At 67.9% G+C, this 11,786-nt stretch carries 11 protein-coding genes; 2 read left to right on the top strand and 9 right to left on the bottom strand.

All coding sequences use genetic code 11. The annotated features are described in order from the left end of the window. The first annotated feature begins 73 nt into the window (after nt 1-73). Nucleotides 74-625 (top strand): VUT family protein, encoded by a 552-nt coding sequence (locus tag ABD339_RS10300; protein ID WP_344564477.1) that lies wholly within the window; start codon nt 74-76, stop codon nt 623-625. A gap of 137 nt (nt 626-762) precedes the next feature. Here the strand turns inward: ABD339_RS10300 and ABD339_RS10295 are convergent, their stop codons facing one another. Together ABD339_RS10295 and ABD339_RS10290 are read right to left on the bottom strand one after the other, a co-directional pair. After that, entirely contained in the window at nt 763-1,689 is a 927-nt protein-coding gene (locus ABD339_RS10295) for an NAD-dependent epimerase/dehydratase family protein (protein WP_344564475.1), read from the bottom strand. A 14-nt stretch (nt 1,690-1,703) separates the two neighbouring features. After that, the gene (locus ABD339_RS10290) at nt 1,704-2,930 is read right to left on the bottom strand and encodes a nucleotide sugar dehydrogenase (protein ID WP_344565043.1); all 1,227 of its coding nucleotides are present in this window, start codon (nt 2,928-2,930) and stop codon (nt 1,704-1,706) included. A 376-nt stretch (nt 2,931-3,306) separates the two neighbouring features. On the opposite strand from ABD339_RS10290, the gene metG reads away from it, so the two are divergent. After that, nucleotides 3,307-5,028: a methionine--tRNA ligase gene (gene metG / locus ABD339_RS10285; RefSeq protein ID WP_344564473.1), complete on the top strand. Its 1,722-nt coding sequence runs from the start codon at nt 3,307-3,309 to the stop codon at nt 5,026-5,028. 26 nt (nt 5,029-5,054) lie between these two features. On the opposite strand, the gene ABD339_RS10280 is transcribed toward metG, so the two are convergent. The 7 genes from ABD339_RS10280 to ABD339_RS10250 form a co-directional block, all read right to left on the bottom strand. After that, nucleotides 5,055-5,702: a histidine phosphatase family protein gene (locus ABD339_RS10280; protein ID WP_344564471.1), complete on the bottom strand. Its 648-nt coding sequence runs from the start codon at nt 5,700-5,702 to the stop codon at nt 5,055-5,057. Nucleotides 5,703-5,704: 2 nt separating this feature from the next. Beyond that, a complete protein-coding gene (locus tag ABD339_RS10275; RefSeq protein ID WP_344564469.1) occupies nt 5,705-6,256 on the bottom strand; it encodes an FkbM family methyltransferase in 552 nt (183 codons plus the stop codon). Then, on the bottom strand, nt 6,237-7,592 hold the full coding sequence (locus tag ABD339_RS10270) for a hypothetical protein (protein WP_344564467.1): 1,356 nt from the start codon (nt 7,590-7,592) through the stop codon (nt 6,237-6,239). Before ABD339_RS10270 ends, ABD339_RS10275 begins: the two co-directional genes overlap by 20 nt. 227 nt (nt 7,593-7,819) lie before the next feature. Continuing rightward, entirely contained in the window at nt 7,820-8,929 is a 1,110-nt protein-coding gene (locus tag ABD339_RS10265) for a glycosyltransferase family protein (protein WP_344564466.1), read from the bottom strand. A 6-nt stretch (nt 8,930-8,935) separates the two neighbouring features. Further along, nucleotides 8,936-10,198: a N,N-dimethylformamidase beta subunit family domain-containing protein gene (locus ABD339_RS10260; RefSeq protein ID WP_344564465.1), complete on the bottom strand. Its 1,263-nt coding sequence runs from the start codon at nt 10,196-10,198 to the stop codon at nt 8,936-8,938. Nucleotides 10,199-10,332: 134 nt separating this feature from the next. Next, nucleotides 10,333-11,001, bottom strand: coding sequence for a class I SAM-dependent methyltransferase (locus ABD339_RS10255; RefSeq protein WP_344564464.1), 669 nt, complete (start codon nt 10,999-11,001; stop codon nt 10,333-10,335). Between the two features lie 112 nt (nt 11,002-11,113). Then, entirely contained in the window at nt 11,114-11,332 is a 219-nt protein-coding gene (locus tag ABD339_RS10250) for a hypothetical protein (RefSeq protein ID WP_344564463.1), read from the bottom strand. Between the last annotated feature and the right edge of the window lie 454 nt (nt 11,333-11,786).

Here is an 11,786-nt window from a genome sequence, read left to right as displayed (position 1 = left end):
CCCTGGACGGACTGCTGTTGTCAGTGCCGTGAGTTGTACTGTCTGCACACCTACCACGTCTGCCCTGCTCAACGTGGACGGTTCTGCAACACCGAGAAGAAAGAAGATCGTGAACGCCCCCGCTCCAGTCGGCATCGCCACGCTCATTACCTACATAGCCACCATCCCGGGCGCCAACATGGTCGTCGCCCACTTCGGGGCTGTGCCGGTCGGCTTCGGCTACGCCGCACCTGCCGGTGTATACATGGTGGGTCTGGCACTCGTACTCCGCGACCTCGCCCGCGAAACCGCAGGCCGCAAGGCGATCCTCGCGGCGATAGTCGTCGGCACTGTCATCTCCTACTTCCTTGCCGACCCCACTCTTGCCTTCGCCTCGGCCGCGGCGTTCGCCGTCGCCGAAACCATGGACTTCGCCGTGTACGAGCCATTGCGGACGCGCGGCTTCTTGGTCGCCATGCTCGTCTCGAATGCGGTGGGTCTCCTCGCCGACAGTCTGCTGTTCCTCAAGCTTGCCTTCGGCTCCCTCGACTTCCTGCCTGGGCAGATCCTCGGGAAGGCCTGGATGACTCTGGGCGCAGTCACAACCCTTGTCCTCCTGCGTCGCCGGAAGCACGCCACTGTATAAAGCCCGCCCAGGCCATTCGGCAGCGACTTCAACAACTACGCATGGCTCTTCGCTCTTCGGGGGTCTGCCATCGTTCAGCCCTGTCCCCCTGTGTGCCCTGTGTGCGGGCCGTCAAGCCAGACCGGTTGCGAATCGGCCTATTGGGCATGCCATGCGACTGTCTCCAGGAGCCCTCGGAGTAGAGGAGTCGGTGTGACCGCCGGGAACAGCGCGCGGAGGCGCGCGCTGTCTGCCTGAGAGTGAGGAACGTCGCCCGGGCGGCCTGGTTCGTATTGGAGGGGGAGCGGGGTGCCCAGGACGGAGCCGAGTTCTTCGGCGAGGTTCAGGAGCGAAGTGCGGGTGCAGAAGGCGAGATTGACTGGCGTGGGGTGGACGATGCGGCGAAGGAGGGCGTCGGTGATCAGGGTGGTGACCGTGCCGACGTAGGTGAAGTCGCGGGTCTGGGTGCCGTCGCCGTAGACCGTGGCGGGGTGGCCGTTGAGGGCGGCGTGGATCCAGCGGGGGATGACGGCGGCGTAGGGGTGGTCCGCGCGCTGCCCTGGGCCGTAGACGTTGAAGAAGCGGAGCGGGAGCACTGGGAGGTCGAAGCTGTGGTGGTAGGCGGTCAGGTATGCCTCGGTGGCGAGCTTCGTGACCGCGTACGGGCTCATGGGGACGGTTGGGAGGTCTTCGTGTTTGGGGAGGGCGGGGGTCGCGCCGTAGACCGAGGACGAGGAGGCGGCGATCACGTGGAGGTTGCCGGCGCGGCGGGCGGCTTCGAGGACCTGGAGGGTGCCAGTCGCGTTCGCGTGGTGGGTGGATATCGGGTCCCAGAGGGAGCGGGGGACGGAGGGGAGGGCAGCGAGGTGGACGACCGCGTCGGTGCCGTCGAGGGCTGAGTCCAGGAGAGCGGGGTCTTGGACGTCACCCTCAAAGAGCTGGGCGTCGAGGCCGGTGAGGTTGTCCTTCGTGCCGGTGGCGAAGTTGTCGATGATGCGGACCTCGGCGATGTCCGGGTGTTGAGTGAGAGCGCGGGCGAGGTTGCTGCCGATGAAGCCGGCGCCGCCGGTGATTACGACGTGCATGGAGTGGGGCTCCTTCACAAGGTCTCGATGTGCGGGGCGGACAGGCGGTTGCGGCAGTCGAGGATGTAGCGGGCGTGGGTGGCGATCTTGCTGTAGTCGAAGGCTGCATGGTTGGTGAGGAGCAGGACTGCGTCGGCAGCGGCGAGGCGATCCGGGGTGGGGACCACGAGAGGGAGTGGAGCGTCGGTGACGTAGGGGTCGGCCGCTTGGACGTGGGCGCCCTCGGAAGCTAGAAGGTCCGCTATGCGGAGGGCGGGAGCTTCGCGGAGGTCGGCCGTGTTCGGCTTGTAGGCAAGGCCGAGGAGCAGGATGTCGGCTCCGGCGAGGGGGCGGTCCCGGGCGCGGAGAGCCGAGCTGAGGCGGCGGACGACGTAGGCGGGCATGTCGTTGTTGATCTCGTTTGCCAGGTCGACCAGGCGGAGCCGTCGGCCCGTGGCCTGCTCTGCGTGCCAGGACAGATAGGTCGGGTCGGTGGGGAGGCAGTGGCCACCGACGCCGGGCCCCGGGGTGAAGCGCAGGAAACCGAAGGGCTTCGTGGCGGCGGCGTCCAGGGCGGACCAGATGTCGAGGCCCGCGTCGTGCGCTGCGGTGGCGAGTTCGTTGACGAGGGCGATGTTGACGTGCCGGAAGGTGTTCTCGATCAGCTTCGCGAATTCGGCCGTGCGGCACGAGGCGATGGGCACCACGGTCTCCACCAGACCCGCGTAGAAGTCCTCGATAATGGTCGCTGAGGCTGCGTCGATGCCCGAGACGAGCTTGGGGGTGTTCTCCAGACGCCAGCGCGGATTGCCGGGATCGGTGCGTTCGGGGCTGTAGCCGAGGTGATAGTCCGCTCCGGCCCGTAGTCCCGAGGCGGCTTCAAGGAGCGGGGCGAGGACGTCCTCGGTGGTGCCGGGGTAGCTGGTTGATTCGAGGATGACGGTCGAGCCGGGGCGGAGGTGGGAGCCAAGAGTGCTGGCTGCCTCTTCGACGTGAGAGAGGTCGGGGGCGCCGTCGGCGAGCGGGGTTGGAACGGCGATCACGGCAAGGTCGAAGCCCGCGCAATCCGCGGCGTCGATGCTGGGGCGGTAGCGGCCTGCGTCGAGCAGTGGTGCGATCCGCTCCGCAGGAACGTCGTCAGTGACCGTGCCACCGGTGAGCAGGGTCTTGATGCGGTCGGGGTCCACGTCGTAGCCCACGACCTCGTGTCCGGCCTCGGCGGCGCGCACGGCCAGGGGCAGTCCGACGTAGCCCTGGCCCATGATGACGATGCGGAGTGGCTGGACGGTGGTGCGGGTCACGGTGAGGTCCTCCGGTAGGGACGGCAAGGGAGGGGCGGGCACGGGGCGGGTGCAGAGCCCTTAAGATGGGGAGTGCTCGGCCGCACCGGACTCGCTTGGCCGCCTGTCCGCTGCGGCCGAGCGCTTTTCCAGCCCGTCTGTGGCTGTCTCGGCCGGGGATATCGAGTGGTTGGGGCGGGGTCCCAGTTCGATACGATGGCGACGGTCCGCAGTGTGTTCCGTCACGCCCCGTAGCGCGGCGGTCCGGCCCGCGTAGCCGTGCGCGCTGCGACCTCCCGACTTGGGCCCGCATCGGCGCTTCCGTGCGCGCCGTACGTATGAAAGGGAGCATCCGAGGATGGCTCGACACCTGATCACCAGTGCGCTTCCGTACATCAACGGGATCAAGCACCTGGGCAACATGGTCGGGTCGATGCTCCCGGCGGACGTCTATTCCCGTTACATGCGCCAGCGCGGCCACGAGGTGCTCTACATCTGCGCTACCGACGAGCACGGCACTCCTGCCGAGCTGGCCGCGAACGAGGCCGGGCTGCCCGTCGATGACTTCTGCGCACAGCAGCACGATGTTCAGAAGGCCATCTACGACGGCTTCGGACTGGCCTTCGACTATTTCGGCCGCAGCTCCTCGCCGCAGAATGTGGAGATCACCCAGCACTTCGCGCGCAAGCTCAAGGAGAACGGCTTCATCGAAGAGCGGGCCGTAACCCAGGTGTACTCGTCGGCCGACGGCCGCTTCCTCCCGGACCGGTACATCATCGGCACGTGCCCGCACTGTGGCTACGACAAGGCGCGCGGCGACCAGTGCGAGAACTGCACCCGGGTACTGGACCCGACCGACCTGATCGAACCGCGTTCGGCGATCAGTGGCAGCAGTGAGCTGGAAGTGCGCGAGACCACGCACCTGTTCCTGCTGCAGTCGAAACTGTCGACCGAGGTCGAGACGTTCGTGGATGCACATGCCGAGGAGTGGCCGCTCCTGTCCACCTCCATCGCGCGCAAGTGGCTGACCGAGGGCCTCCACGACCGGGCGATCACCCGCGACCTGGACTGGGGAGTGCCGGTCCCGGCCGACACGTGGCCGGAACTGGCAGCCGAGGGCAAGGTCTTCTACGTCTGGTTCGACGCCCCGATCGAGTACGTGGGTGCGACCAAGGAGTGGGCGGACGCGGCACCGGGCGAGGGCCGGGACTGGAAGTCGTGGTGGTATGAGGCCAATGACGTGCGCTACACGCAGTTCATGGCCAAGGACAACGTCCCCTTCCACACGGTGATGTTCCCGGGCACCGAGCTGGGCACCCGCGAGCCGTGGAAGACCGTGGACTACGTGAAGTCCTTCAACTGGCTCACCTACTACGGGGGGAAGTTCTCCACCTCGCAGAACCGCGGCATCTTCACCGACCAGGCCCTGGAACTGCTGCCCGCGGACTACTGGCGCTACTACCTGATCGCCTCCGCGCCGGAGTCGGATGACGCGTCCTTCTCCTGGGAGCAGTTCTCGGCGGTCGTCAACAAGGACCTGGCCGACACCCTCGGGAACTTCGTCAACCGGGTGCTGTCCTTCTCCCGGAAACGCTTCGGCGACGAGGTGCCGGCCGGCGGCGAGCCCGGCGAGGCCGAGCAGCGGCTCGGCCAGGAGATCGCGGGTCTGCTGGCCGAGTACGAGCAGCAGATGGAGGCCCTCCAGTTCCGTAAGGCCGCCGCTGCGCTGCGCGCGCTGTGGAGCGCCGGGAACGTCTATCTGGAGGAGAAGGCGCCCTGGCTCCAGATCAAGCAGGACAAGGACGCCGCCGCGCTCACGCTGCGCACCGCGATGAACCTGATCCGGCTGTACGCGGTCGTCTCCGAGCCCTTCATCCCCGAGACCGCGAAGACGGCTCGGGGCGTCTTCGACCTGCCCGGCGACGACGCGCGGTGGGTGAGCGCGGATGAGGCGAAGGCGCTGACCGCGGTGCCGGCCGGGACGGGCTTCACTGTGCCGCCGGTGCTCTTCCAGAAGATCACCGAGGACGATCTGGCCGCTTGGCGCGAGCGCTTCGGCGCGGAGCCCGAAGCAGCCTGAACTGGATATCGCCGCCTGTACAGCGTTCATGATGCGGTACGGGCGGCGAGTACGCCCGGCAGTTCGGCGGGCGGCACATTGATGAGCGTGAGATGTGGGCCGTCTGGGTCGACTTCGATCAAGGACAGGGCTCCGGAGGCTGGGACATGTTCCAGGTACCGGTCCCAGCCGTGCCCCATCAGCCACAGAAGCAGGCAGCCAAATCCTCCGCCGTGGCCGAGCAGGAGCGTCGTCGATGAGGGCGCTTCGCTCACCTCGCGCAGCAGATCCACATAGCGGGCCTGGACGTCTTCGGAGGACTCCCCGCCAGGGGCGCGCAGTCGGTGGATCGGGATGCCCACTGCGGCGGCTTCATCGGCGGCGGCCCGGCGAGGGAGGCCGGACAGGTGGCCGCTGTCCTTCGCGGCCAGGCGGACGGATTCCCGCACAGCGGCACGTGGGAATCGTGCGCTGACGAGATCGGCGGACTGGCGGCAACGTGACATCGGGCTGTGCAGGATCAGCTCCGGTTCCAGGCCCGCCTCGGCGAGTGCTGCGGCGGACGCGTGGACATCGCGGGCTCCCTGGTCGCTGAGCGTGCCGCCGATGCCACGTCCTTGGTGGATGCCGCGCAAGTTCTCTTCCGTCTCGCCGTGCTTGAACAGCAGGATGCGCTTCGTGGCGCGTATGTCCATGGTCAGTCCCACTCCCGTACATCGGTCCGCGCGCATACCTCGGCGTAGAGCGCGTCGTGCTCGGCGCGGGGCATGTGTGGGAAACGGTCGTGGTGCCATTCGACGTAGAGCGTGGTGATCAGGTCGAGAGTGCCGTCGCGGAGCAGCTTCGCGAGGACCGGGTATTCGGCGCCCTCGATGTCCATCTTCACCGTGACGTCGTCGCCAGTGCGAGCGGTGCGCCGCAGCCAGGCGCTGAAGTCCACGGCCGGCACGGGCACTGGGCGGGTGTAGTCGATCTGCTGGTCGTAGACGGGCGGGACGCGTTTGCCGGGCATCACGGTGGAGCTTTCGTGGTGGCCGAGGAACAGATCGACGGTTCCGTCGTGGGTCCATACCGCACCGTTGTGGATCTCGACGCGCGGGTGGTCGGTGTGGGCGACCTCGTCGCGCAGGGAGGACAGCAAGGCGGGATTGGGCTCGAAGGCGTAGAAGTCCCGTTCTGGTTCGGCTTCGATGAATCCGCGCAGGACGTGGCCGAGGTTCGCGCCGCAGTCAACGAGGATTTTTCTCATCTGCGCTCCTTGCCGGACGGGGAACGGACAGCGGAATGTCGAGGCGGTGCAGGAGCCGGTCGGTGAGCGTGACGAACTCCCCGACCGCAGAGCGGTAGTAACGCTCCTCGTAGTGGATGCTGATCTCGGTCACGGGCTCCTCTCCCTGGTAGGAGGGCAGGTCACCCCAGCGGAAGAGCTGGCCTCCGGGCGCCTTGAGCCAGCGCAGGCGGCGGGGCAACGGTCCTTTGGGGGCACCGGAGTTCAGGGCAGTGAACGTAGCGCTGAGATAGTCCAGGTGCTTCCTCGCGAGGGTGGCGTCGGCATGTGCGTGCCCGTCGTGTTGCTTGATGTGGGAGAGCGTGCTCGGGTCGGCGTCTGCGGTGAGAATCCGGTCGCGTAGTTGGTGGTCGAAGACGGTGCCGAGATGGCCGTGGACGACAGGTTCGTGGGTGAGGAAGTAGCCCAGCACACGGCCGAAGTCCCGTTCGTACGGGCACATGAAGCCGTTGTAGAGGCCCAGCCGACGCCCCGAAGCCGTACGGACCTCCCATCGGATGCGCGCGGTGAACGGTGTGTCCCACCAGCCCAGCGGCCATGGCTGCCACAGCCATCCGCCCACGGCGGCGACCAGCACCGGGAATGCGAGGAGAAGAGCCGACCAGCCGAACAGGTCCCGAGGCCAAGCCGCGACGGTGATGGCCAAGGCGGCGTTCGCCGCGATGTTCTCCCAGAAGAAGATCCCCGAAGCGAGCACGACGACGACATTGAACGACACCGTCGCGGCAAGTGCGGCGACGAGAGCCCAGCGGTCTGCGAAGGCGACGAGCGGCGCGAGCTCAAGCAGCATCGTCGCGATGTTCAGGGGCCGATTCAGCGGTGCCGCTGCTCGTATCACGCGCACTGCTGTGGGTGGCGAGATGAATCGGGCCCAGCCCCAGGAGTAAGCCGAAGCGATCAGGCAGTGGGTGCGGTTGTGCCAGGCCCATGACCACCAGTGAGGGCCGAGGCGGAGCTTGCTTTCGACGGCCTTGAGGTAGTGGGACAGGGCAACGCAGCACAGGACGAGGAGGAGTCCGTCCTGGAGGACGGATTCGGCGACCGCTCCGTTCAGGAGGAAGGCCGCGAAGTACCAGGCGAGGTATGCCTTCAGCAGCCGAAGTGCCAGCATCGGGTGGTGCTGCCATCCGCGTAGCCGCCCGCACGCGAGAGCGAGCCAGTACAGCAGCAGCGGAGGCCACAGGGCAGCCCCTGCCGCACAAGCGAGAAGGAGACACCAGGCACGACGCTGCGGGCCCAGCGGCTGAGTTTGGTCGTAGTCCGTGGTGGCGAACCGCCATGTGAGTATGGCCAGCACGAACAGCGTGCACCACCGCAGGGACCCGGGGGACGGTGAAGTCCCGAGGGCGGGAGCTGCGACTGCGACTGCTGTCACGGCCCAGGTAGCGGGCCGGAGATCGCGCTTCGCGGCGAGCTGGTGTGCCAGGTCCCGTACAGCCAGGGAGACGGCGAACCGGTAGCACCCGCAGGTCGCCGCAACACACAATGCGAGTCCCACGGCCCCTGAGAACGGTTCGGTCGCCGTCATCGGGGCATCGCTTCGAGGAACTGCGCGATGCGCTTACGCGGATCACCGGCCAGATGACGGTCGCGGTGATCGCGCACGGCGGCGGCGAGATCATCGACACGGAGGAGGAACTCCCGCACCTCTTTGCCGTCCAGCCCCGCGGACCATACCCCCAGACCGGCATCGGCGACTGCGTGCGCGCACCAGTGCTGGTCGTATGTCGGCAATGGCACAAGGAACAGCGGCTTGCCCAGCGCGATCGCCTCCGCGATCAGGTTGAAGCCGGCGTTGGAGAAGACCGCCTCGGAACGTGCCATGTCCGCCAGGAACCCGGCACGGTCGAATGCGCGAATCTCGACGTTCCCTCCGCTGTGCGCCGTGAGCTCTGGCAGATCCGCTGGCTGGACGTACAGGCGCAGCCGACGGTCCGGGACGTCGTCGCGGAAAAACGCGGCGAGGCGTTCGACGTACGGCCCGGGACCGTGGTGGAAGTAGTGCGAGAAGTAGCCCGTGCACAGGGGCTCGCTCGATGTCTGGGCATTCCGTACGGCGTCGGGCAGGACCGGCGGAAGGAACTCCAACTTCGGGTCGGCCGAGGTCAGCGGCACGAAGGAGCAGATGAACGCGTGATCCGGGTGCGGGGCGAACAGCCGCAGGCGCTGCCGGTCAGGGGCCTGCGAGTACGGGGGCAGCGGCGGCAGGCCGAGGTAGCGGTACTTGCTCTGCTGGTCCACGGAGATCAACGGTCGTCGAAGGTGCGCCGCGAGGCGCGAGACGTTGGGCTCGTAGTCGGTGAGGAAGATGTCCGGGACACCGTCCGCTGTCAGGGCGTGGCGTACGGCGCGGTGGCGGTGCAGGCCAGGCAGGACGTGGCGGGCGTTATTGCGCACCAGGTCGCGCTTGCGGATGCGGTGACCGTGCTCGATGAGCTTGGGCATCCACGCCTCCAGGACGGTGAAGTCCTGCTCGCTGAAGTAGCGGGCGCGCGGCTCGCTCGTCGTCACGATCCGGACCCGGTGGCCACGGGCTCGCAGGTGCTGCGCGATCTCGCTCTCACGGACCGAGTGGCCCATGCCGATGCCGTTGACCCCGATGACGACATCCAGCGGCGATGCGACGAGGGGCATGGCGAATCACCTCCGAGACGAGAGCCGGGACAGCACGTTGCGCGTGATCGCCTGAACTTGCGCGTCCGTTGCCAGGAGGCGGGCCCAATCCGTAGTGGCGGCGGTGAACACCGTGCCGCCCATCCGATGGAGGCCGAGCGTCGCCGCTTGTGGACTGGCAGTCGGCTCACGCGCCGCGAACTGCCAGCCCTCGGCCTCCTCACGCGGCAGGGGAGCGAAGCCGAGGATGCGGAATCCGGGCGGTGTCCCGTCGCTCCCGCTGGCCTGGGCGTGGCCCGCGTCGTCCAGCACGTAGGCAGCACCGTCGCACTCGTAGCCGATGAGCGCGTCATGCTCCCCCAGGACGTCGCCCTCGCGGAGGCTCATGCCCTCGAATACCCAGTGGTCCGCGTGCTGGATGCGGAACCCGAGCGGGCGGCGCGGGCCGCTCCAGTGTCCGCCGCCATTGCGGTAGCTGACGCCGAACAGGGCGTTTTCCGGATCCGACTCCCACCAGTGATCCGGCGCGTCGCGCAGCGAGTCCGGGTCTGCACCGGCCGGCGCACCGGGCGGGAACTTCTCGCACCGCAGCAAGGCGCCGTCCGCACTCTGCGTGACGCGCCACCAGCACGTGTTCGCCCCGAAGTTCGCGATGTTGCCGCCCGCGTCCCGGAACCGCTCGACGGTGCCGCGGGCCTCGGCGCTCCAGTACTCGTCGTGCCCGGCGGACACGAGCAGCCGGTACCCGTCGGGTAGCACGCTCCCTTCGTGGAGATCGAGATCCGTGCAGCAGTCGTATGCGAATCCCTCGCGTTCCAGCCACGCCAGGAACTTCGCGTCCCAGTGCGCGAACGTCTGCCGCGGCGAGCGTGGATCGTATGGATCAGGCTGGCCCTTGACCGGGCCGCCGACACCGCCGCCGGGCCGCAGCAGCGACACCCGGGACACGCGCGTGCCGGCTTGGACGTCTTCTTGGATGTCTTCGGGGCGCAGCGATCCGTACAGGCTGCCGCCGCCGCTGGTGTTGTAGGCGTGGTACGTGAACACCGGGACCTTGTACAAGATGTCAGCGCTTCGGCTGCCGCTCGGCGGCGTGACGATCACGAGCAACCGCGCCGACCGGGCATCCAGGGGCAGCTCCGCCCCGCGGGTGCTCCCGGTGCTGAGCACCACCACGTACACCCCGGAGGGCCACTCCGCCGGTACTTCGAAGTCGAAGCCGGGCCAGCCCCAGTCCTCGTCGAAGCGCATGCCGGGGGCCGTCTCTGCCGACCACTCGGCCGAGGCCATGTGCCGCACGGGAGAGGCGAATCGGTGGAAGTCCGCGCGGAATCTCGGGGCGGTCGTGGAGACATGCAGGCGCAGGTTCGCCCCCGCCGGGATGCTCGGACGGGACGGGTACCCGGCTATCGGCACGCAGTCTGTCACCGGCGGTCGCCCCGCCAGGTCGCCCACCCCGTGAGGTGATAACCATCGACCATCCGGACCTCGGCATCCCAGCCCAGTTCGCTCAGCACGGAGGCGAGTTCATCCGGCTCGTACAGCACCTTCACCGCGCAATGCTCGGCACCGTCGCGCAGTCGGCGCCGTACAAGAGGCGGACCGCCCGGCTCCAGCAGCTCTTCGATCTGCGCCTTCGCGGGACCGTCGTCCATGAAGACCACACGCCCGCCGAGACGCAGCGCACCCCGCAGCACGGCCCAGAACTCCGGCATCCGATCCGGCGGCACGTGGGTGAGCCAGAACCCGAAGAAGACCGTGTCGTAGCGCTCGCGGGGCCGCCAGTCGAAGACGTCGATCTGCTGGAACCGCACCCTCGGGTCCCGGACCCGTTGGCGGGCGATCTCCAGCGTCTCGGGCGCGGCGTCGCTCGCGGTCAGCGCCCGCGCCCTGGCTGCCAGCAACGGCGTCCACCACCCGGTGCCGCACGCCAACTCCAGCACGTCCCCGGCAATCGGGAGCTCCGCGAGCGCCTGCTGGAGCAAGGGCACCGGGATGCGCTGCTCGTAGTCATCGTCGTACTCGATGGCGCGGGCACGGTAGTAGGCGAGCTGCCGGTCCAGCCACCGGCGACTGTCCGGCGCCTCGCCCATCACGTCACAGCTCCGGAGGACGTGCATCGTCTCGTACGCAACTGAATAGCCATACGGCCCCATACGTATCCCCACGTGGCGCCGGATATTCGAGAGCGCGTCCGAGTCTTCTCTATGGGGCAGGCGGGGAGGCACGACACGCGGCACACGCGTTCACCGGGCAGGAGATGTAGCCCTTCGCGAAGAGCCCCGTCATGCGGGCCCAGCCGACGTACGTCAACGGGCCCGAGCGGCTGCCGCACCAGATGCAGGCGCGACCGTAGAGCCGGTCGCTATGGATGTCGGCGCTCACATCGAAGACCGAGACGGGGCGTTCGTGATCGGCCGGCATCAGGACGGACCCCCTGCCGACGCGGGCCGATGTACCGCCGTCCCTTCAGCGGGTGGCAAGACGAGCTGGAGCGGCCGTGCCGTCAGTTCGTACAGGACGCCCCTGTTCGCCACTCCGAACAGATACATCTCCCCGGAACGAAGCGTACGCAGTGCCGTTTCCTGGGCTCTCTGATCTCGGGCCCACTCCCGCACCTGGGAGACCACCAGCGTGGTGCCCCACTCAGCAGTCAAAGCGATAGCTCGGTGCTGCATCCAGCGCAGCACCTCGTCGGCAGTGCGCGCCGATTGCCGATCGAGGCAGTTCACCGTGGACGGCGCGGAACGGTGACGGTGGCCGTGACAAAGTCCAGATGTGCGGCCAGCCGAGTCCAGGCTGATGGCCACCGGAATTCCAGGTGGATGGCCGTCTGACCAGTGGTGTTCCTGATCACTTCCTTAACTGGAGGAGACCC

The sequence above is a fragment of the Streptomyces axinellae genome (assembly GCF_039532135.1).
GTDB lineage: Bacteria > Actinomycetota > Actinomycetes > Streptomycetales > Streptomycetaceae > Streptomyces > Streptomyces axinellae.
The sequence above is the reverse complement of the archived record's forward strand: the minus strand, read 5'-3'. Positions and strand labels throughout refer to the sequence as shown.

Coding starts and splice junctions, on each gene's coding strand:
- ABD339_RS10295 (WP_344564475.1), bottom strand. CDS start 1,689: ATGCACGTCGTAATCACCGGCGGCGCCGGCTTCATCGGCAGCAACCTC.
- ABD339_RS10290 (WP_344565043.1), bottom strand. CDS start 2,930: ATGGGCCAGGGCTACGTCGGACTGCCCCTGGCCGTGCGCGCCGCCGAG.
- metG (WP_344564473.1), top strand. CDS start 3,307: ATGGCTCGACACCTGATCACCAGTGCGCTTCCGTACATCAACGGGATC.
- ABD339_RS10280 (WP_344564471.1), bottom strand. CDS start 5,702: ATGGACATACGCGCCACGAAGCGCATCCTGCTGTTCAAGCACGGCGAG.
- ABD339_RS10275 (WP_344564469.1), bottom strand. CDS start 6,256: ATGAGAAAAATCCTCGTTGACTGCGGCGCGAACCTCGGCCACGTCCTG.
- ABD339_RS10265 (WP_344564466.1), bottom strand. CDS start 8,929: ATGCCCCTCGTCGCATCGCCGCTGGATGTCGTCATCGGGGTCAACGGC.
- ABD339_RS10260 (WP_344564465.1), bottom strand. CDS start 10,198: ATGGCCTCGGCCGAGTGGTCGGCAGAGACGGCCCCCGGCATGCGCTTC.
- ABD339_RS10255 (WP_344564464.1), bottom strand. CDS start 11,001: ATGGGCGAGGCGCCGGACAGTCGCCGGTGGCTGGACCGGCAGCTCGCC.
- ABD339_RS10250 (WP_344564463.1), bottom strand. CDS start 11,332: ATGCCGGCCGATCACGAACGCCCCGTCTCGGTCTTCGATGTGAGCGCC.